Source organism: Vibrio halioticoli NBRC 102217 (genome assembly GCF_000496695.1).
Classification (GTDB): domain Bacteria; phylum Pseudomonadota; class Gammaproteobacteria; order Enterobacterales; family Vibrionaceae; genus Vibrio; species Vibrio halioticoli.
In genome coordinates this window covers 23,510-45,390 of record NZ_BAUJ01000016.1, presented here as the reverse complement: position 1 = coordinate 45,390, position 21,881 = coordinate 23,510, and the positions used below count along the sequence as shown (strand labels likewise).

General features: G+C 38.2%; 16 protein-coding genes. 3 read left to right on the top strand and 13 right to left on the bottom strand.

All coding sequences use genetic code 11. The features are described 5' to 3' along the window. Positions 1-73: 73 nt before the first annotated feature. From VHA01S_RS06470 to VHA01S_RS06420, 12 genes are all read right to left on the bottom strand, one after another. Positions 74-1,315, bottom strand: a complete 1,242-nt coding sequence (locus VHA01S_RS06470) for a DNA cytosine methyltransferase (RefSeq protein ID WP_023403551.1) — start codon at positions 1,313-1,315, stop codon at positions 74-76. A gap of 409 nt (positions 1,316-1,724) precedes the next feature. Next, a complete protein-coding gene (locus VHA01S_RS06465; protein WP_023403550.1) occupies positions 1,725-3,116 on the bottom strand; it encodes a type II restriction enzyme in 1,392 nt (463 codons plus the stop codon). 317 nt (positions 3,117-3,433) lie between these two features. Continuing rightward, positions 3,434-5,227 carry an AIPR family protein gene (locus VHA01S_RS06460; protein WP_023403549.1) on the bottom strand — a complete coding sequence of 598 codons (1,794 nt, stop codon included), beginning with the start codon at positions 5,225-5,227 and terminating at the stop codon, positions 3,434-3,436. Next, a complete protein-coding gene (locus VHA01S_RS06455; protein ID WP_023403548.1) occupies positions 5,218-6,195 on the bottom strand; it encodes a PD-(D/E)XK motif protein in 978 nt (325 codons plus the stop codon). The genes VHA01S_RS06460 and VHA01S_RS06455 overlap by 10 nt, the downstream gene beginning before the upstream one ends. Next, positions 6,192-8,963: a Z1 domain-containing protein gene (locus VHA01S_RS06450; RefSeq protein ID WP_023403547.1), complete on the bottom strand. Its 2,772-nt coding sequence runs from the start codon at positions 8,961-8,963 to the stop codon at positions 6,192-6,194. Before VHA01S_RS06450 ends, VHA01S_RS06455 begins: the two co-directional genes overlap by 4 nt. Before the next feature lie 2 nt (positions 8,964-8,965). After that, positions 8,966-10,054 (bottom strand): hypothetical protein, encoded by a 1,089-nt coding sequence (locus VHA01S_RS06445; protein ID WP_023403546.1) that lies wholly within the window; start codon positions 10,052-10,054, stop codon positions 8,966-8,968. 1 nt (position 10,055) lies between these two features. Continuing rightward, a complete protein-coding gene (locus VHA01S_RS17800) occupies positions 10,056-10,400 on the bottom strand; it encodes an ATP-binding protein (RefSeq protein ID WP_023403545.1) in 345 nt (114 codons plus the stop codon). Positions 10,401-10,405: 5 nt separating this feature from the next. Then, on the bottom strand, positions 10,406-12,373 hold the full coding sequence (locus VHA01S_RS06440) for a hypothetical protein (RefSeq protein ID WP_023403544.1): 1,968 nt from the start codon (positions 12,371-12,373) through the stop codon (positions 10,406-10,408). 147 nt (positions 12,374-12,520) lie between these two features. Further along, a complete protein-coding gene (locus VHA01S_RS06435; RefSeq protein WP_023403543.1) occupies positions 12,521-13,117 on the bottom strand; it encodes a phospholipase D-like domain-containing protein in 597 nt (198 codons plus the stop codon). A gap of 563 nt (positions 13,118-13,680) precedes the next feature. Beyond that, positions 13,681-14,724, bottom strand: coding sequence for a GMP reductase (locus VHA01S_RS06430; RefSeq protein WP_023403542.1), 1,044 nt, complete (start codon positions 14,722-14,724; stop codon positions 13,681-13,683). Between the two features lie 417 nt (positions 14,725-15,141). Then, complete coding sequence (locus VHA01S_RS06425) at positions 15,142-16,653, bottom strand: bifunctional ADP-dependent NAD(P)H-hydrate dehydratase/NAD(P)H-hydrate epimerase (protein WP_023403541.1); 1,512 nt, start codon at positions 16,651-16,653, stop codon at positions 15,142-15,144. 142 nt (positions 16,654-16,795) lie between these two features. Continuing rightward, positions 16,796-17,152 (bottom strand): hypothetical protein, encoded by a 357-nt coding sequence (locus tag VHA01S_RS06420; RefSeq protein ID WP_023403540.1) that lies wholly within the window; start codon positions 17,150-17,152, stop codon positions 16,796-16,798. Between the two features lie 548 nt (positions 17,153-17,700). Here VHA01S_RS06420 and VHA01S_RS06415 point away from each other — a divergent pair. Both VHA01S_RS06415 and VHA01S_RS06410 read left to right on the top strand, forming a co-directional pair. Beyond that, on the top strand, positions 17,701-18,933 hold the full coding sequence (locus VHA01S_RS06415) for an L-lactate MFS transporter (protein WP_023403539.1): 1,233 nt from the start codon (positions 17,701-17,703) through the stop codon (positions 18,931-18,933). 307 nt (positions 18,934-19,240) lie between these two features. Further along, positions 19,241-19,477, top strand: coding sequence for a hypothetical protein (locus tag VHA01S_RS06410; protein ID WP_023403538.1), 237 nt, complete (start codon positions 19,241-19,243; stop codon positions 19,475-19,477). Positions 19,478-19,608: 131 nt separating this feature from the next. Here VHA01S_RS06410 and VHA01S_RS18515 read toward each other — a convergent pair whose 3' ends face one another. After that, entirely contained in the window at positions 19,609-20,094 is a 486-nt protein-coding gene (locus VHA01S_RS18515) for a zinc ribbon domain-containing protein (RefSeq protein ID WP_174375517.1), read from the bottom strand. Positions 20,095-20,489: 395 nt separating this feature from the next. Here VHA01S_RS18515 and VHA01S_RS06400 point away from each other — a divergent pair, with 395 nt between their 5' ends. After that, positions 20,490-21,860 carry a hypothetical protein gene (locus tag VHA01S_RS06400; protein ID WP_023403536.1) on the top strand — a complete coding sequence of 457 codons (1,371 nt, stop codon included), beginning with the start codon at positions 20,490-20,492 and terminating at the stop codon, positions 21,858-21,860. Positions 21,861-21,881 lie beyond the last annotated feature (21 nt).

Below are 21,881 nucleotides of genomic sequence, written 5' to 3'. Positions count from 1 at the left end.
AAATAAGTCGGAACGACTCTACTGGCAAACTTATCAAACCGTGGCCAATTTAACTTGACCACTATAGTTTTTCCTAAATTAGACGTGCGATTTCCTTGGCTATTTTCTCAACAACCGGTACAGTAACTGAGTTCCCAAATTGTTTGTAAAGATGGCTATTGGTAACTCCTTCAGGGAGAAGAAATTCAGCAGGAAAGCCCTGGACAAATGAACATTCTCTAGGTGTGAGCTTTCTTATACGATCATTATCATCAAGTACTAAGGGAACATTGTGCCCGCCAGTTCCCATGTTAGCGGTTAAAGTAGGGCAAACATTACTCTTATTTTCCCTAACATAATGTCGCCTCCATTGATAAACAGTATCTTTTCTTGTCATCTTTTGTTCTAGAATTTCATGACAGGCGTATTTCTCATAATAAAATATTTCACCTACATCTTTTTCTAAAATATCTCTAATGCTGATATTAAGTGATGTTTTTTCAGGCCAAGTGAACTGTTTAGTTAAACTGTCAGTCTTGGATTCCCATTCACTCTCGCCTTTAAACCCAATAATGTAAATACGTTCACGTGTTTGAGGAACGTTCCCATACTCCATTGAGTTCATAACCTTAAACTTCACAGAGTACCCAAGATCTTTTAGGCTTTCTTTTATAATTCCGAAGGTTTTGCCTTTATCGTGCCCCTGTAGGTTTTTTACATTCTCTAATAGAAATGCTTTAGGTTTTTTCGCTTTTAAAATTTCATAGATGTAAAAGAATAAATTACCGCGGCCTTTTTCATCATCAAAACCTTGGCGATAACCTGCTACAGAGAAGGCTTGACACGGAAAGCCACCCAGTAAAACATCATGATCGGGTATCATCATTGGATCTATCTGTGTTATGTCTCCAAATGGAAAATCTCCATGGTTCAGAGCATAAGTTTTTTGAGCGTTTTTATCGAACTCTGACGAAAAGACGCATGCTCCACCTGCATTTTGAAAACCTAAACGAACCCCACCAATTCCTGCAAATAGATCGATAAAACGAAAGTTAAAGTCTTTCTTTATTTTAAGTGGAAGGTGTAGGAAAGTGTCATTGAAAAATTTATCTCTGGTACTGAATAATCCCTCTAGTTTTAGTAATGAGAGTAACTCTTCTTTTATCTCCGAAGGGGTTGCAAGACTGAGGTCTGCGAAAAGTTGGCTGTCAGTGGCTATAGCGTGGAGCCATTGTTCAACAACCGCTCGAACTTCTGTCCCTTCGGGAACATGTTTACTAGCCAGTGGCTTGATCGTTTCTTCTATCTGGTGAAATATACTTGCTTTTATGTTCATCGTTATTCTTTGAATTCATCGTCTATTTGTCCGTACTGTGCGACCACCCATAGGATAAGTACTTCTATATTAGTATATAGATTACTGGACATTCATACATACTAGACACATCTTACCAATTGAGGCTGTAGTAGCAAGAGTAATTATGCTGATTGAATACTTAACCTTGTTGATACTGCGCACAGTAGCTATTGAAATTTCAAGTACTTTAATCAAAGTGGGTAACTCTCAATTTTTCAAATTGAAGTGTCAGATCTAGTCTGACCTAATACAGATGATGCCCATTCAAACTGGCGTCAGGCTATGAGTCGGTTTATTATCGAGTTCGAGGATCGTCTCCAAAAACACATTAACTAATATGGTAATTACACAGAATCTGGTACAGCCTCGGTTCATATCTATACCCGTATTAACCTTCATCGTCTGCTATCTCAAGCTCCTCTACCAATTGTTTCCTGAACTTTGGTTTCTGATTGCCTTTAAGTCCGGATTTTTCTATGTTCTTTGCATTATCCAACTTAAATTTTTCATAAGCTCCTGTTTCAGCGACTGTTATCCTAAAACACTTATTGTTCTCTTTTGTAACCTTTAAACTATCTATACCAAGTTCATCTAGTAATTCCAAAGTTGCTACTTCTCTATTTTTTAACCCCAGTACATCTTTTAGTATCCATTCACCCAGTGCACCCTGTGGTTTGGTCTGCAGACTTTTCCCTTTACCTTGCTTTATTCTTCCTCTTAATATTCTTCCGTCTGGAAGAGCCAAGTCAAAATCACTGTCTTGTATTGATTTTCTTAGTGACTCATTATCACTCCAATCTAAACCAAAAAACTCAGGAAAAATATGATGTATCCAACGGCTAACTCTAATCTCGACTTCAAATTCAGGACGAGGTTTATCTGTATTTTTATTTTTAGGTTTAGAGTGCCTTATATTTATTCCTGAACGACAAGATACATATCTGTCTTCTTTACTATCAATATAAAGGGGAAGGTATATTTCTTCTAAGGAAGCAATCATAGGTTGTTTAGTAAGATACTCTTTCTTAGTTTCAGCTATCATAAGAGTCTTAGGATTCTTATGATCAATAGGAATATCAGGAAGCTGAATCAGCTTAATTAGTTCAAAAGGATCATCAAACTGTTTGATATCAATACTATGTATGATTTCACCTTGTGAAGCATCAAACTTTTTCTGAAGTACACTTTTACTTACGTAAAATTTGTATCTATTATTCTTATCTTTAAATTCATAGGATTTCTTGTCATTCTTAATAAGCTCGATGCTCCCGATATCAATTAATTCGTATGAAGACTCTACGATATTCATGACATTATCATCTCGAGTAATATAATGATATATATCTCTATTTGTCCTATATAAACGTTTGTCTAGCATTATTCGTTCATTTCTAAACTCTGCGACCTTCTTTATAACTTCTTCAGGCTCGCCACTCTCGATTAATGGAGATATAATTTTTGGAGCGAGTCTATTGAATTCAGCTACTTTTTGATATGTATCGTCGGCTGAATGTATCCAAGTTTTAAGTCCGATTCCTACTCTGTCATTTTCCCATTCCGCAAATGCATCAAAAGCGCTATCTTTTCTTGTTAAATCATGAACAGTAAAAACTTTTATGAACAACTGTTCCTGATTTCTATAATATAAATATGGTTTGCGAGAATTTTTCCCTTCTTTGATGTCTTTAAATAAACCGCTCAAAGCTCCAAAGATTTTCAAATATTGAATATACTCGTCTCTTTCTTCTTTTGAAAACTTATTCCAAATAATATCTGCCACATTTACTCCTGATACCTGCAATTAATAAATATCAATATCAAACAAATAACTTTGTAAAACTTAATTATACACTCTTCATCAGCTTATTTATATAATTTACTTCCCATCAATAACTTCATTCACCAAAACTCGTATAACTTATTTTATAATTTGAAGACCATTAAACGGAAGAGTTCTAGTTTAGGGAGATGGTTACACAAGCATTTTTATCCGGTTATTCGGGTTACGTAAACGCTCAATAAACCAGTGAAGCTCAATAGAGCTTCACTGGTTTATTGAGCGTTTACTTTAAAATTGAAGTATCAAATCTAGTTGAACTAAGACAGTTCCGGAATAAAACCAGTATTAGTTACTTTTTTTACACTGGAAAGTATAGTTTCTTTACAATCTGATTGCTTTGCCCATTGAGCGATATTTTTATTACCTCCAGTTTTCAACAAATAAAAATTGACTTGCTCAGCATACTTTTTGATTAATGACTTGAGTCCTTCAGATGAAGCTTGATTTTTCCAAATCATTTGTAAATCTATATTTTGCCCATAATGCTTCGACAAGCACGCTAAGGTATAGGTATTTATATTCGCCCAATAACCATTAAACAAAGGCCTAGTTAGCTTAGTCGTTTCTTTGAATAGGATAGCTTTAGCAATCATTTCTTTATAGTTAGTTTGATCTGGCTCTTTAAGTGACTCTCCTTGCTTCGGGCTGTAGTCCTTCATAAATTCTGAAAATGCTGTTTGACCACCTTTACTAACCCAGTCAGGTTTCATATCCCAAGTCATAACATACTTAACCATATCAGTTTTGGTAATCTTCTGTGCTGGAGGAATTAATCTCTTAAGCTTTTTAATGCCTGCAGGTGTTTTACCTTCTCGTTCCAGCATTACGTTATAGCTCCCACGTGAACGCTCATAAAACCAGCGACTCATGCCGTCTTCCAAATATGTTGAATTTGATAGTTTTTCAAGAGCTAGATGGAATGGGCTATTTGCAGCCAAATCAGATTGACTAACAGCATTTTGGCTATTTGCATATTTTGCAATATTAGCAACTAGTTCTTGTTCATCATTATCGTTCGCTTTATTCAATACTATGATCTTCGCAGGCACTCTAACATTAGTAAGATCTGTATCTTTAAACTTTTTCTTTGTGAAAAATATAGAAGCTGTAGTTTGCCCACCATTTACAATTTGCATACCTTTGAGCATTCCTATACCAGGAATCCCAGTTGAACCTGCTTCGATACTAATTTCATCTGCTACTATCACAATGCCATTGTTATATGCCATGAAATGCTCAGGGTTGGAGCGAAGTGTATCTCGAATCCCTTTATTAACCTTACCTGTTTGATTTAGAAAAGAACGCACGTTGGCTTCCAATATACGAGCCCCGTATCTTTCATATAGATACCTAAGTACATCACCTGGGATGGCAGTCATCGCATAATCATAATCTGTTGCTTGCCCCGGAACCCATACGCAGGGCAGAGGCTCATTCCACGCTTGCGTAAAGTTGACTATTAGCTCATCTCTTGGCTTACCCGACTGCCAATGATTGAAGAGGCGTTCTAAATCCATGACTTCTAGCTTAATTGTTTTTCCATCATGCTCTTTAGGTTTAAACTCTCTATTTTTAGCAACGCAGTCAGTGATTAAATAGATTCTAATTTGATCTAACCTATAGAATTTCTGCTTAATAATTTCAGAAAAGCGTAATACATCCGAATTAGCAGGCAACTTTCCTTCTAACTTTCCAGTAGCCGCTAAAGTTAAAAACTTATAACAATTCTGAAGAGATTTTGTAATTTCAGTATTATTCAGAGGCGTTATTTCTGACACCTCTTGATAGAGGCTAACAAAAACATCCAATTCTTCATTATCTTCGGAAAAGGAATAAGCGCTAACACGAATGTTTGCATTGCCAATTTTAGCTTTATAATTTAAAAACTGAGGAGAATCGTAAGTCATTCCAACTTCAGCCATATGTTCTACCATTGTTTTTACGAAAATAGCTTCTTCATAAGGTGCATTGAATGGATCGCCTGTCAGCTGACTTTGAAATTGATCTTTGATATCTTGGCGTAACTTATCTAGAAATTCTATTAATTCCATATCATATCCCGAATTTGATCATAAAGTTCTGAATTTTGTTTCGTGTCTTCTAGGTTAACATCATAGCTCACATGCGTAATAGCTATAGGAACCTTTGCAGGTGTGAGCCTTGGAAATTCGTCATCCACCAAATAGTTGAATGCTCCAGAAATAGAATATTGGGTCTCAAACTCTTTGTTTAGGTTTGAGTGGAACCCAACAAGCATGAGCTTAGCTTCAAACGATAATTTATCTTCGTTAGATCCAAACAACTTTTTCGTATCCTCCACATAGTCAGGAAGAATTAAGCCATCTGGTGATTCTACCAACTTGACTAAACTTAAAAATAAATTGGAGTTCGAACTATTATCAAGTTGATCAAGTGAGCTGATCTTACAGCTAGATGATTCCTTAGCTGTAGTTTTTACTTCTATTTCTATCTTAGGAAAAACAAAATCATGCAACCCCCTTTCAGGGCCAACCCAAGCCTGCAAAATGTCTTTTCCTGGAACACCAGACTCAAGTAAAGTGCGAACAATCGCAACCTCACCATATAAACCTAACTCAGCCGACTTTGACATACTTAGTCTAGACTTATCCATAAACTGTACCCAACTATGGATACGATTTAAGATATAAGTATCAGTTATCTTCTCATGAAACGTATTTAACAATTCAAGTAAGTCTAAGCAAATCTTATGGAAGATATCTGAGTTTCCCGAACTTTTACGAACAATAGAAATAGTTTCTCCCACATCAGACTCTACTCGTTCTACTGCAAATCCCTTGGCGTCAATTTCTTTAAATTTCGAGAATCGAGGTAATTGAATGCTAAGTGCTTCAAGTTTCTCAGGAAACTGCATTGTCGCATAATACTTAGTTTCCCCAGAACTATGTATCAAAATTGAACGATAGCAAACCGCATCTAGTTCAATATTTGTTTTTGCATGTACTTGCCATGCACGTTTTAGTCCGTAGTCTTTGGTCAAAACTCATTATCCTGATAAATGTTATTAACACGATATTCTGTCCCTTTTATATTACTTTGACTTGTAGGAAAACTTATTGCAAAACCAATTTGAGGCATATCTATATTACTAACATCGTCCTCATGTACAAATCCGTACAACAACAAAAGTCCTTTGGCATCTTTACGTCGTCCTTTAGCCTGCCGTATATGTATACCTTTAGGCTCTTTCGGCATTTTCTTTTCAAAGTCAGGATCCGTACCCTGTGCGTCTTTAAAAGCGAGCATTGTTTGCTCCATCGCAAATTTATAGTCATCGTCACTCAACCCATAAAGTTCAAAGCTGCCAGACGTCACTGAACCTATATCAATCTTATCTGAATCAGGTTGAACCGCACGGTTTTTGGTACGCACTATATAGCTCATACCATTTATATTTTTGAACTTTTCTCCATTGCCCCCAATCAAAGCTACGTCCCAAGAATTCAATTCATCATGAGTACTTACCACATCTTGAATAAATTTAGTCATAATACGACTATCAATTTTCACAGCATCAGGGTGAGTTTTGTAAGCACTAAGAAATTCTGTTACATACTTGTAATCGACATCTGACCAAAACTTCCCACTTGAACGACTCAGGTTATTAGGCAATAACAAGTTACTTGCTCGAGACAAATTCAAGTTGCCAACGAGCTGATTAAAAGCATCAAAGTTTGACTTTATATTTGATATGTTATGTTTAAAGTAGGTCACAGTCTCTGCTGTTGTGCCACTGAACGACAAACGCAGGGTCTCTGAGCTTCTCATCTTTAACCGCGATGTAACAAGTAACGTGGGATGAGAGCATACTTTAAGACCAAAATCTTTAGGTGTTGAACCTTGTCTAGCCATTAAATCAAATTCTTCACGTAGTTCTGTGGCAGCTGTTGCTATATGTTCATACCATTCAATCAACTCTTCAGTGGTATAAATCCTACAAATATCATCAAAGCCATCGCGATATCCGAACCAGCGCCCCATCTGCATTAAAGTGTCATACATTTTTGAACTTCTCAGAAAATAGCTAGTCGTGAGCCCTTCCAAAGTTAAGCCTCGGGCAAGCTTATCACCACCAATCGCTATAACCTTTTGTGGGATATTTGAATCTGAATAATCCAATGCATCTTTAGCTGTACCATTGATTTCCTTAACCTGAATATCAAGGACTGATTTTGTAATGGCATTCTCTAATTCTACCCACCCAATTCGGCCAAAATCATTTGATTCACAGAATTCCGTATTATAAACGTTTTTAAATTCATTAAAGATATCTCTGTGGCTCCCTAACTTACGCTCAACATTTTGTCTTATATGTTTGATATGCTTAACTATAAGTTCCTTTACTTGATTTTGAACATTTGTAAATCTAGTTACATGAACAAGCATTGATGCATGCTTATCACCTTGTCCTCTAATATCTCTCAAAGCCGTTGTCAAAATAAAGCTATGTATTGCTTCTTTTAAAGATATAGGTAAATAATCATCTATCTGATGATGTGACTTATGAGAGGGTGGCAACCAACCATCTTTTAAAGAAAAATCATAATGATCATTAACTACACGCCTAATATTCCTTTTATTTTTATTTTCTTCTTTTGTTTCATCAAAAAAAATCTTATCCGGTCCCATATAGTTAGAAGGTGCCGAAAGGTTCACAATAAACGCAGATGGGAATAAATCTTCCCCTTCAAGTTTCGTCTTGCTTTTTTCATTAATGAATACATTAGCAAAGGGAGTCGCTGTGTACGCAACGTAGGCACTTTTATCAAAAGAATTTAAGATCTTTCGAATCCCACTATTAATTGCTGTTGGGTTGTGCTCTAAATCTTCAGAATCCACATCATTTGTATCAATCGATGCATTATCGGCTTCATCATCAATTAATAGTAGTGGTAAATTGTGTACCGAATTAAGCACTGGTTTCTTGGCGTTATAGTTGACATTATAAGCGACATTTTTCTGAATCCACTCAAGTAAACCTTCGAGTACCGACTTATTTTTCTTGATAACAAATAACCACGGTCGCTCCTCTGGAGCAACATTCAAATTACTACTCGTACGTTTATTAAAGTCTCCATTTTCCAGTCTATGAGTAGCTGTATTAGGCCGGATACTTGAATCAGTATCTATTCGCCCAACTCCTATTAAACGTCTCTTGTCTATTGTTTCTGGACTCGTTTCATACCCCAGAAAACCTTCATCTAAGCGCATTTGAGTCTGTGCCCGAAGATTGTTATGAAGGCCAGCGAGCACAATGATAATTTTGTATCCTGCATCAGCACCTTTGTTAATAAGCCCAGTGTAATGCCCAGTTTTGCCTGATTGAACATGCCCAACAACCATACCTCTTCGATCCCAGTTCCCTGTACGCTTAGGATCTTCAAGCAAGCCTAAAATGTTATCAGTTGACTCATCTAGGCCAGAAACAGCCGCATCGGGTAGCTTCTCAGAAATCAATTGCTTGTAACGAGGCCAATATCGCCAATCATTTTTACGCTCGGTATTTAACCAAGCGACATGATTAGTTTCATCAGAAATAACCTTATCTTTCTCCATCCAAGCCGAAGACCTACGAATAAGTTCGTTTATGACAGTCTCTTTATCTTCACGATTTATAGCAGGCATATTTGCTGATGCTATATCAACGTTTTGAGCGATTAAGTCCGGTGTTATTTCGATACCTTGCTCCGTAGCCATATTCAAAAAAACTTGAGCAACGGTCAGTAAGTTCTGCTGAATTGAATTCATATTTAAAGCTCCAATTCGTCAATTAAGTTTATGTGATATTTAAACGGCTCGGTAATTTTTAGACGACGAATAGCTTCGTTTTTGCTCATGTTCATGCCTGTAATCATTTGTTGATAGACGGTTTGTAACATCGGAATCAACCGTTCTTGTTCATACTCGCTATGTCTCTTTGGTTCTGGATCATCCGCCCAAATTTCCCGCACAGGGGGGTTCCCCTCTAAAAGCCTTAAGCAGACTTCAAGTTCTTTTTTGATGTCAGAATTATCTAATAGAACAGATATAACGGGATATAAACGATTGATTTTAAAATCACCGTTTTCTTTAATGTGCCAAAGGTCCCCCTCTTTATTTTCACTCTGAGATCGCCTAATTCGCTTTGGGTTTACTACATCGAGACGCTGTATCGCATTTTTTGCATAAGTGCTCAAAATACCTCTTAAATGAGGTGGCGCGGTAGCCTTAGATTTAAGAATATCAATCTGCCAAGTATCATCTTGACTACTCGTAATTTCAACTTTAATGCGTACAGCATTATTTTTCGGATCACGACGAAATAGCCCCAGCCAATCTCCAGCAACTAAAATACGTCGATTGCGATAGATATAAAAACCTTGCTGAGCAAGTAATCCCTTAGTCCCCTCCAATGATTTAATCTCTGATTCATCCAATTGCTCAAAGTCAGGTAAAACATGGACATTCAATCTCTCACCCTGTGCGAAAGGAAGCTTTTGAGAAGATGAATCAAATATCTTAGCTGGATGGCCAGTCAAGAATGGATCTCTGGCTTTAATCCTTTTCCCATTCAACGTAAGATTGAGCCCGTCTTCTTCAATAAATAAATGAAACACCATTGAAAGGTGATCTTCAAGAACATCTAATATCTCAAAAAGACGTTGCTCACTCATATCTGTTGAAAACAACTTGTCCAGTTTATCCCAAACAACAAGTGTTCCTTGCCTTTGTTTTTTTAATTGTTTTTGCTTATCTTCATCACCAGAGATACACCCTCTTAATAAAACCCATGCACCATCAGATCTATTGCTCAATTCGTCAAGGTCCCAACGTAAGCAGTTAAAATCATTCTTATTCATTTTAGATGATACAGTTAAGCTTCGGCATTGGGGAAAATGACGCTGTTTTCATTCCAAGGCCAAACCTACCCAGATCGTCTAAACGTCTACTTTTTGAGGTTTTGTCACCAAGACGCATTGCTTGTAATAGCCGATCATAATCCATCCCACACCCATCATCTAGGATAGTTAGATAAGATTTATCGCTATCCCAGTATAGATTTATATCAATATTTCCCGCACCAGAAGTAATGCTGTTATCAACAACATCTGCTATTGCAGTTTCAGTTGTATAACCCATGCCTCGCAGAGACTGCAATAAAATCGCAGCGTTAGGTGGGATTATTTCATAGTTATCTTGTTCCATAACGTTTACTCTAAACTAATTTCCGGGAGATTATCACCAGAGAATTCACCAATTCTACTCTGAGTAGAATTCAATTTTTCAACAGTTTGTATTTCAGATGCTGATTCTTCAGTTTTCTCTTGTACAGCAATATCATCAATATCAAACTCGGTAAAAACTTGTTGCCGACGACGCAAAAAGTTAATTAGAATGTCTTCATGTTTTTCTCTAATAAACCATCCACCGTTTTTGTAAAATGTATATTTATCAACTGAAAAAGCTTCCTCTTTATCTATGTCAAATCTAGCCCAGCCTCGTAGAGTTTTTCCTTTACGAGTAATGTGAACAATCTTCTCTCCAAGATCCATAATTTCAATATTTTCTCGCTTACGTTCAACATCATGCTTTAACGATTCCTCAGGTCCGCTACCGACAGTGCTTTCAATACTATTAGAATCAAAGCGCTTATTGATATGCGAGGCAAAAGCAGTTAGGCTAATAAAAGGAAATGTTTGGTTTTTTATCCTCAATCTTGATTTCAGTTCATTTAAGTTTAAACAATCTTTAATAGTCAATCCCTCTGGGAAAGCTGATACTAAGGCCTCTTTTACTTCAGTCAGATACTCAGGGAAATTGACTTCTACAATACTAGTATTACATTGATTCATATCGATAGTACTATCAGCAAACTCGCTACTCACTTTAGTTTTAACTACCGTAGATAGGGGGAGGTTTTCATGATCTTCTTTGTATAAGCACGATTGATAAAACAGTTTTAGTCTATTTACAGATTCTTTAGATACATACCGAAATGAAGCAGAGTCTGCTGCCAAAAAGTCACCGATAGTTGCCTGTAAGCTCAAGCAGAGCTCTGTCTTGTCTTTAATAGCATTCAACTCACTAGGAACAAGCACCTCATCAAAGAGCGTCGAATAATAAATTACTGGATGTGTGTATATTCGTTTTTCAGCAAAATCATCACCATCAACAAAAACATTTTTGTTATTACTTTTTTTACTGATTTTGTCTTTAATACTTCCTGATTTTGATTTTCTTTTATTAATAGCCAAATTAGAGTCAACTTCACTAGCAACACGTAACGACGAGTTTTTTAAACATTTACGACAAAATGCTTTAATAGCTTTTAGTTCACTTTGTTTAATTAAACAAGTTCTTATTTCAATTATTTCTTCGACTATAATAGCAGGGTATGCTTTTAATAGTACTCCTACCGAAACTATTAACTCATTAGGGAAACTAATATTTATTAGTTTTGTATTAACAAATATTTGTTGCTCTCTTAGTTTATATAAATATGAATTGAACACAGCTTGGCTTGTTTCACATCGGACATCATTTCTTTCTTGAACAACAGGAAGAGGGGCTTTTCTATTCCGATTGATATAATACTTACCAGATTTAGTATTGTTACATGTAGTCGATGAGCTTACTTTCGTTTCCTTGGACCTTTTAATACATTTATGACAAAAATTTCTTATCGCAGTAAGTTCAGGCCGTTTTATAACTTTAGTTTCCAACCCACGCAAAGCCCCGGCAGAAAGCGTTGGATAATGCTTTGTGAGAATACAGACCGCATCAGCCAACTCAATAGGAAACTTCATGGACAATAAGGGAGTGGAAGTCTTGACTGTCTGCTCATTTAATTTTTTAACATACGAGCTAAAGGCTGACTCATCCATATTATTACATTGTGAAGTCTTCTTCCCGTTAATTGAGTTTTTATGTAGAGTTTGCTTTAAAATACTTGTTTTCAAACGTTCTAATCGCGCTTGATCGGAAACAGAAAACTGATTCGGTTCGATAGTTTCTAAGAGATTTATATTAAACTGATGGTATTCAGAAATTAAACTAGCAAAACCTCGAAGTGAAACCGGGACATCAACTAACCTAAATGTATTTTTCTCTTTCTGGATTGAACCCTCAAATTTCACATTTTTACACATATCATTAATAGCTATTCTAATAGTAAACATTAATTAAAACTAAGTTTAAATAATACAATGACACTACTCTTTCTTTGTTATCACTTTACGCCACCAACAAGCATTTTACATACTACTGCAAAAAAACATAACAATTACACACATAAATTTCATTTATTTGTAAACATAAAAAGAAAATTACAAAGGTATGTTAGGATATAAATAAAACAATTCTCCTATTTTTGCTACTTTTACACTATCAAAACCTGCCTTGATTAGTTGAGTCAAGGTCAATAACTCATATTTTTGAAGATTCAAAAGATCTCGCAAAATCCAATTACCTAGAGCTCGGTTTGGATCTGACATTAAAGCTTTACGCCCTTGCTGGCATACTTTAGCGCATAGAACCTCACCATTCGGTAACACTAAATCAAAAGGATCATCACGTTCAGGAAAAAAACTTGGATTTTTTTTATGAACTGCCATAGGTATGGGTATATAAACTTCATCCGGATGGCGAGATCGCCCCCTTGCATTCCATTGATTTAACCCAGAACGTTCCGGCACATTCTTACCACGGGCCATGCTATACAATGGCAAAACAACAAACTCTTCACGAGAATGACACAAATTTAAATCTACATCTAAACTAGGTAAATACTGTTGGAAATCACCTACATTAAGCTTGTCCTCAATCTGTTTTATCAATTTATTGTCTGACTGACCAGCTATATCCGGCTCAATTATTTCAAACTCACTAAAAAGTTCAGATTCTTCTTGTATTTCACTGTTCATAGATTCAACTAGCTTACTCTTAATTTTAGCAAAATTCAGTTCTATTCTCTTAAATTTGTGGTTTGTCGCTCAAATCAATTGACTGCCCTTAAGTACAAATCGATTAGAGACTTGAGTTGCCTAGTGAAGAGCGTGAAATTAGGAAAATACTTTCTTCATGACAGATATCTTTACTATCACACTTTCCATGTTTTCTCTGCTCAGATTAGATTCTAAAGCTTGTCCAATGAAACCTAAAAATCTCACTACCAAAAGAAATAACAAGATAGTCATAAGAAGCACCGCTTAACCTCCCCTATAACCTATGGGTATGACTGCTACCAAAATACTTTAACAAAGTGCATCAATGAAAATAGAGGACAAAGAGACTTAGATGAGACCACATACAGCTTTATAATATAAAACACCCAATGAAATGCATCGAGCGTTTTAATAACCTATATCAGGACGGATCAACAACAATAGCGCTCAAGCTAACCATTGGAGTGCTCCCTTTAATTCGGAATATCCGGTTAAAACAACCAATTTATAGTTGTTTTAACACTCTCCGAGATATCTGAGATTTACTCTTTCCCAAACACATTATTCTCTTGCTCTTGCACGCGAATAAACGTAGTACGTTTAGTCAATTCCTTCAGCTTCGCCGCCCCCACATAAGTACATGTAGAACGTACGCCACCTAAGATGTCAGAGATAGTGTGATGAACGCTGCCACGGTATGGCAATAGTACGGTTTTGCCTTCTGCTGCGCGATATTTTGCTACGCCACCTGAGTGTTTCGCCATGGCTGATTCTGATGACATGCCGTAGAACTTCATGTATTGCTTGCCGTCTTTTTCTATGGCTTCGCCGCCTGATTCTTCGTGGCCGGCTAGCATGCCGCCTAGCATGACGAAGTCTGCGCCGCCGCCGAAGGCTTTTGATACGTCTCCAGCGCAGGCACAGCCGCCATCGCCGATGATCATGCCGCCAAGGCCGTGGGCTGAATCGCCACATTCGATGATGGCTGAAAGTTGTGGGTAGCCTACGCCTGTTTTAACGCGAGTGGTGCATACGCTGCCTGGGCCGATGCCGACTTTTACGATGTCTGCGCCGGCAAGGATTAGCTCTTCACACATGTCGCCGGTGACAACGTTGCCTGCTGAAATGACTTTAGTTGGGAATTCGGCGCGCACTTTTTCTACGTATTCGACAAGGTGTTCTGAGTAGCCGTTGGCGATATCAACACAGATGAAAATAAGTTCTTCTGACAGTGCCATAATTTGTTTAGTTTTCTCAAACTCGGCTTCTGAAGTGCCGGTTGATACAAACACATTTTTCAGTGTTTTGCTGTCTGCGTTTTTAACGAAATCTGCCCACTGCTCTACTGTGTAGTGTTTGTGTACGGCTGTCATTACGTCGTGCTCGGCTAATGCGGCGGCCATTTCGAATGTTGCAACAGAATCCATGTTGGCGGCGATAACAGGTACACCAGACCATTGACGACCACTATGCTTGAATGTAAAATCGCGGGTTAAATTTACTTGGGAACGACTTTTTAGTGTTGAGCGCTTAGGGCGAAACAGTACATCTTTAAAGCCTAACTTAAGTTCTTGTTCGATACGCATTGTGCATTTCCTTGATTCTTATAAATGACGTGCCAATTACAATGCAGGTCGTGCTTTGGCAGAAGCGTTGACCATTCTTCGGACACAAAAAAACCGGAGCGTTGGCAGACGCTCCGGTTTTCAGCATTATAGGTTCAGATTAAATTGTCGCAAGACTGATTTTTTGTTTTTATTTGTGCTACTATCTTGAAACTTGCAAATCTGCGCCCTTCCTAAATTCGTTTATTCTTTTAAATCAACAACCTATATTCCTTAACTTATTCCCAGATACTTTTAGTTACATTATGCGCTCTGTTATAGCGTGACCTGAATCACTAAAGTGAAGTAAAATCCGTATTTTCCTTATTGAAATTGCACGTTTTATAGCTGACTTTTCTGCTTATTTTGCTACTTTTTCTTAAATTTCTGATGTTAATTCTAATTTTGGTTTATTAACGTACGAATTTCAGGCAATAAATCTGACGCAAGCATCCCTATGGTCCCCTCTTTTTTAGCCTTATTATCCGCCGCCGTAGAATGCAGCCACGCACCTAAGCAAGCCGCTTGCATTGCATGCAACCCTTGGCACACCAATCCAGCAATAACGCCTGTTAATACATCTCCCATGCCACCACTTGCCATGCCCGAATTACCTGCAGTAATCACCTGCGTGTTTTTTCCATCGCATATTAATGTGCCCGCACCTTTAAGAAGTACCACGCATTGAAATTTTGCCTGCAACTGATTAACCGCTGCGTATCGGTCTTTTTCTATGTCTGCGACGGTAACGCCTAATAAACGCGCCGCTTCACCTGGGTGCGGCGTTAAGACACAATCGTGTAATTCAAATGGTTCGGCGCTACTGGCTAGCAAGTTAAGTCCATCAGCATCGATGATTTTGGGTTTGTTTTGTGCCATCGCCCAATTAAATAAGGTCTTTGACCAAAGGTCTGTCCCTAATCCCGGGCCAATGGCTATCACACTGCTACTCGCAAGTGCGCTATGGCTAATGAGCTCATCTATTGCATGTTGGTTTTTATTTGTGATGGCCATTGACATGATCTCAGGCTGACGCACTAATAAAGGCATAATGGAATCGGCATGAGTCATTACATTAATTAGGCCTGCTCCAGTTCGAGCGCAGGCTTGCGCGGCCATAATAATAGCGCCGCTCATTCCTTGATTACCTCCAACTAACAAAGCGCGACCGCAGTTACCTTTATGAGCAGATGCTTCCCTTTGTGGAATAAGTGCTTGTGCTTGCGGCTTCGCAAAAATGGTCGTGTGGCTTGACTCTAAATGGGAAAATTGAGGCGAAACACCTAAGTCAGCTACGTATAAATTGCCGACCACATTGCGCGCCTTACCGGTTACTAATCCGAGTTTATTGCCGACAAAGGTAATGGTTTCAGTCGCTTTTATTGCACTACCTAAGATCTCACCAGTATTGGCCTGTAGCCCTGATGGAATATCTAAACTCAATATAGGGACGTTAAGCGCATTAATGCGGATGATATCGAAGGCAAGGTTATCCCTGACCTTATTGACAAGACCAGTACCGAGCAAACCATCCACAATAAGATCGTATCTGTCATTACTTTCGATGGTGTTAAGAATACTTTGGCTGCGCAAAGACCACTTCTGTTTGGCTTTATAAGCGTCAGATTGAGTGTCGGGATTTTGGGAAGTGCAATAAGTTGGTTGAAAAACATCGACCTCATAGCCCGACTCTAGTGCTAAGCGCGCCACAACAAAGCCGTCTCCGCCGTTATTGCCAGAGCCGCAACACACCAATATTTTGCCTAAATCGGGAAGCATCACCTGCACACGTTCAAACGCGGCCTGCCCTGCACGTTCCATTAATTCGTACAGCGTTATTCCAGCAAGCTCTGCTGCACTGGCTTCGCTTCGTTTAATTTGCTCGGCGGAATATAAAGTATTGATGCTCATTAGTTGCCTCGTTTTGCAATGGCGATAATTAATAATACCAATCTCAGCAATTAAGTGATCAAAAAACCGCTATAGCTTATTAAGCGATAGCGGTTCTAAAATTGTGGCTTATATTGTAATTGTGTCTGCAATTAAGACTTTGTTATTGCTGTCCTAGGCCCAACTTACGATTAGTACTTTTATCCTTAAAATAGAAGTAGACGTAGGTTGTTGCAATTGCAAAAAACAAATATGAAAGTGAGAAGATCAGCGGAGAAGTAATAAGGCCTGCTTTAACCCCCATAATGGTAGACACCACCGTTATGGTCAGTTTGCATAACATCCCCATCAACAACAAAAATACCGCCAGTTGTGGCCAGCGAGACGAACGAAATGCCAACCAAAAACAGACGCCCACTGCCAGAGATGCAGTGCTCAATCCATATAAAAATGATGTTAAGTGTTCAGCAGAAGCGGCACCCGCCGAAACAGAAATAAAGAGTAGTAAAAATATTTTCATATAGAACCTCACTAAAGCTTAGTAAAGTGACCTTTCATATTTGGAATCTAAGTTTTCATTGCATTCTGACGGAAAACTACACGATTGCAATCGTTAATTTTTAATGCTGTTTCATATAAATCATTGAAATCCACGTCATTTTCACAAGTTATTAACATGGTAACATTGTTGTAAATCAAGAAATCCTTGTTTTTATTTAAAACGCCTTAAAATGCTAAATAAATCACACTGATTGTTAATAAATGGTTATCGAAAACTATTTTCTATAAATGTTTCCTACCTCACATTTGGGGTGAAACACAAGTTCCAGAGCAAACGATTGCTCGATAAAACGTAAGCAAATCTTTCAATTTTCCTCCAAATCAAAACACCCACAAATACACTGCAAAATTATTTTCCATTTTTGGTAAAAAGAGATTTAAATCAAAAATAACTTGTGTACAATTCGCGCAACTCGCACTTAGAAATGTTGATAAAACTAAAGTATTTTTGAACGTTTCCAATAATTAACCTAACTTACCTAGCCAAAATGGCACTGAGAAAAAACGATGAAAAAGATCGATAAAGCGATGCGCATCCTAATAGCAGGATTCTGTATCAACCTTTGTTTAGGCATCCTTTATGCTTGGAGTATCTTCAACAAAGCTCTAGTTACCGATCACGGCTGGAACGCAGCAGATGCATCACAACCTTATGCCATTGCGACAATAACTTTCTCCATTGCTCTTTTAGTCGCAGGTATTTTGCAAGATAGAATGGGCCCACGAACGATTCTAATGCTTGGCGCAACGCTTACTGGTTTAGGCATGATGGGTTCAAGCTTTGCTACTACCCCAGCGATGCTAAGCATGACCTTTGGTGTGGTTGCAGGTGCAGGCATCGGCTTTGGTTATGCGTGTCTTTCGCCTGCAGCAATGAAGTGGTTCCACTCATCGAAAAAAGGCTTAGTGAATGGCTTGATAGCGGCAGGTTTTGGTCTTGCGGCGGTTTATCTTGCGCCTCTAACATCGGCTCTTATCACCAATTACGGCATCGACCAGAGTTTTCTAATTTTAGGCATTGCAGTACTGGTTATCGCGGTACCTCTCGCGGCAACTATTACCAACCCTCCGGCGGACTATGTACCACAAGCGCCTAAAGTAAAAGCGGGTAAAGCGCCTATCGCGATTAAGCAAAATAGTGATATTTCATGGAAAGTGATGCTGAAAACACCGCAGTTTTACTCACTGTGGATCATGTACGCATTTGCTTCTGCAACTGGTCTTATGATCATTGGTAACATCACCACTATCGCTAGCGTGCAAGCTAACCTGCCTAATGCGGTTTACCTAGCCTCTATCTTGGCTATCTTTAACTCTGGCGGTCGTATTGGCGCGGGCATTTTATCTGACAAGATTGGCGGTCTGCGTACTCTATTTATCGCTTTTGCACTGCAAGGCATCAACATGGCTTTGTTTGCGACCTTCAAATCAGAAGCAGCGCTTATTTTAGGCACCGCAATTGCGGCAGTTGGCTACGGTACACTGCTTGCGGTATTCCCATCGATTACAGCGGAATATTACGGTCTGAAAAACTACGGTACTAACTATGGCGTATTGTATACAGCATGGGGCATTGGCGGTGCGATTGGCGCAGCGGTGGTCGGCTTCTCTATGACGCATGGCGAAGGTTACACTATTGCTTACACCATCTCTGCGGTAATGATGGCAATCTGTGTAGTGCTGTCTCTGGTTACGCGCCCTATTTCTGAAGAGAAATCTTTGCAACTTGCTACGGCTTAAGCCGGATTGCACATTAAAATTGATAGGCTCGCTTCGGCGGGCCTATTTTGTTACGAGCATTTGGATTCTACCTACCTATCCTAGTAATCAGCAGCTACTTCTTAATTAAATACTCTCTGCATCAACAAAAATCCACAACGAAAACATTGATATTCTTCACAAACAATTAGTGCATTTAGTTTCGTACATTGATCGCGATCAAACATACGCTCATTAAACGTAAGTATGTGATTTCAATCTATAAAAAACTTCTCAATATGAGCCATAGTAATCACAGGAAATCATTGCAATTCTTCAAGGAGTGAAGATGGAAGTTATTATTTATAATTGCAATAGGGGCGATGAAATAGAAAGATTTCAGTTATCCCCCTACAAAATGGAAATGTTTTTAGAGCAGATGCATTGCGAAAGCCAATGTGATATTTGCGACAGCGGTGTATTGATTGAGCTTTATTATGCCGGCCGATTAACCGTAGCCAAAAGAACTCGATTTACCGATTCGTTAAAGCGTACTCTTGAAGCGAGTAAAGCAGCGTTCGCCTAATTATTGGTATTAATAGATAGAAGGGATTTAACTCCCTTCTATGATGTTTGGTGATTATTTAAAGTCGGATTTAACGTATTTTGGCTAAGAATCAATTCTTACTGCTAATACCGTTGCATCACACTTTAATTTTAAGATTCAGAATATATTTTGATGGCTTCTATCGCATTATCTGCAAACACGACGCCTCTTTCTTTAAAGCCTTTCGCTTTCGCTCTGTCTATATTATCCGGCGTACCTGATTTACTCACATCAAAGGCTATAATATCTTCACCGTTCACCATGATTTGATACTGATATCCTGATTCTTCATTCTCATCAAAAAACTCCTCATCAGTATCAATTTTAGAACCACAATGTTTACAAATTATAGCTTCTGATTTAATTGACTCCGCACACATTGGGCACTTACGTAATTCCCCTGAACTCATGGCTTGTTCTTCAACTTTACTCTGGGTTGGAGAAAAAATTAGAGCCAAAATAAAACTAATAATTGGTGAAAAAAGTAACGCTATAAGAAAAAACCCTAAACCTGATCTCCCTTTTCTTGAAGCATATATACCACAGTATAAAGAAAGAAAAATCCAACTACATAACCAAAATAAAATCATTATCACTAAAACTCTTACATATAAAATCTTAACTATAATTGTACCTATAAGGACATCCACTAATCTCGATGAAAAATCACTTCACAAAAATAGAGTACAACTCATAATTCAATGTGCATTCAATCAATTAAGTCTGTTATGTGCGGGGTCAGGTCTTGAAATTTGCATACCAACCCACACTAACAGTCACTTTAAGTGCATCTTTTCATGTTGTATTGTGACGATCATCAAATATGAGAACATAGCTTCAACGGCTCCCATATTCTTGGTTTCATTTATAATTCAGCGCATATTATCAGCCTAAATGATTCCTTGCCGAAGATAGCTTTGCTGCAACGGATTACAGACTAGTGGAATATTAATGTACTACTTAGGCTAAATTCACAAATTATGGAGTGTTTATGAATCTATTCAAAACAACGGCTATTGTATCAAGTCTATTAATGCTGAGTGCGTGTAATAGCAATAATGATATTAACGCTGATAAACTTGTTCCTAAGTTATCGGCTAATGAGAAAAGCCAATTAAATAATTATATCGATACACAAAATGGTTTTGATTTTAGTCATAACTCCCCTTTATATAATGCATTGGATAGCCTGTTCGCTCTTTCAACACAAAGCAAAATCACAATACAAAATATTAACCCTGGTATCACTCAAGGTCTTAGCATGACCCTTAAGCCTGGTGCATTTGCCAAGCTACCCACAAAAGGTAGCCAAACCAGTCTTACTTTTGATGCATCACGCGTCGTGACATTATCAGCAACAGGGGCACCAACTACACAGCAAGAAGAATGGCACTGCTACGGTTCAACACCTATGACTGTTGACGTTGATAGCCAAGGTATGACAATTAATGGCACATTGACTGAGTACCAATATCAATCGGGCTGTAAAGCTAGCAACACAAAGATCATCTCTTATAATTTTAAGAATGCGCATCTAAATCCTAGCTTTATCTTCGATTCAGGAAGTGTTGAAGATCTGCTTAGCCAAAAAACGCTTGCTGGAAATCAACTATTACTAACAAGTATAGAAAGTGGCGTTGAGCAGGCCTTTGGTAAAGCATGGTTAGCACAATGGCAAGCAGGGGCGGAAAGTGCTGGAAATGACTTTTTGAAACTAGATGATGAACGTATTAAGTACCAACACATTCCTGCAAGTATGGTTGATTACAATACATTAGATAACTCAAAATTACTTGCCGGCACAGTGTTTGGTGGCCAACCGGGGAGTGGAATTGCCAGTGCTAAATGGTGTCGTATTGTGAATATTCCAAAAGGTTTAGACCTGAATAGCCAAAAAGTTCAGACGATGATCGCTGTCAACTGTGCTCGTTCTGTTAAGCGATACTGTGAAGCACACTTGCCAAGTTTCCCTGCAGGAATGCAACCAGCAACTTCTCCAGTAGCATGGAGTGATACGGTATATAACTTCGCAATGGATAATACCAACCTTCAGAAAAGCAACAATAAGCAAGGTCACTTTGAACAACATGGTCAAACACAAAATGCATTCTCTGTAACCCCGCAAGGTGCAAGCCCATTCTCTGGCACACTTAAGGCGGTTTATGGTTATACAGCAGTGAAAGATGCAAACCCTGTAAGCCCTACGTTCAACAACGCCGGTGCAAATAGTTTCGCTGGACATGCTGGACATTGTCAAAATGAAATGGCTGATTGGGTAATGACTACCGGTCTATCATTTAAGCAAGTGACTCAAAATAAAGTAACTGGAATTGACTTCTTAACGCAAAACTTTGCTAAGTAATAAGAAAAGTTAAACACATTA

What these genes read in the sequence shown, in the direction of transcription:
- VHA01S_RS06420 (WP_023403540.1), bottom strand. Translation starts at nt 17,152, where the DNA reads ATGAAAATATTTTTACTACTCTTTATTTCTGTTTCGGCGGGTGCCGCT.
- VHA01S_RS06430 (WP_023403542.1), bottom strand. Translation starts at nt 14,724, where the DNA reads ATGCGTATCGAACAAGAACTTAAGTTAGGCTTTAAAGATGTACTGTTT.
- VHA01S_RS06415 (WP_023403539.1), top strand. Translation starts at nt 17,701, where the DNA reads ATGAAAAAGATCGATAAAGCGATGCGCATCCTAATAGCAGGATTCTGT.
- VHA01S_RS06410 (WP_023403538.1), top strand. Translation starts at nt 19,241, where the DNA reads ATGGAAGTTATTATTTATAATTGCAATAGGGGCGATGAAATAGAAAGA.
- VHA01S_RS06400 (WP_023403536.1), top strand. Translation starts at nt 20,490, where the DNA reads ATGAATCTATTCAAAACAACGGCTATTGTATCAAGTCTATTAATGCTG.
- VHA01S_RS06450 (WP_023403547.1), bottom strand. Translation starts at nt 8,963, where the DNA reads ATGAATTCAATTCAGCAGAACTTACTGACCGTTGCTCAAGTTTTTTTG.
- VHA01S_RS06460 (WP_023403549.1), bottom strand. Translation starts at nt 5,227, where the DNA reads ATGGAATTAATAGAATTTCTAGATAAGTTACGCCAAGATATCAAAGAT.
- VHA01S_RS06445 (WP_023403546.1), bottom strand. Translation starts at nt 10,054, where the DNA reads ATGAATAAGAATGATTTTAACTGCTTACGTTGGGACCTTGACGAATTG.
- VHA01S_RS06440 (WP_023403544.1), bottom strand. Translation starts at nt 12,373, where the DNA reads ATGTTTACTATTAGAATAGCTATTAATGATATGTGTAAAAATGTGAAA.
- VHA01S_RS06425 (WP_023403541.1), bottom strand. Translation starts at nt 16,653, where the DNA reads ATGAGCATCAATACTTTATATTCCGCCGAGCAAATTAAACGAAGCGAA.
- VHA01S_RS06435 (WP_023403543.1), bottom strand. Translation starts at nt 13,117, where the DNA reads ATGAACAGTGAAATACAAGAAGAATCTGAACTTTTTAGTGAGTTTGAA.
- VHA01S_RS06470 (WP_023403551.1), bottom strand. Translation starts at nt 1,315, where the DNA reads ATGAACATAAAAGCAAGTATATTTCACCAGATAGAAGAAACGATCAAG.
- VHA01S_RS17800 (WP_023403545.1), bottom strand. Translation starts at nt 10,400, where the DNA reads ATGGAACAAGATAACTATGAAATAATCCCACCTAACGCTGCGATTTTA.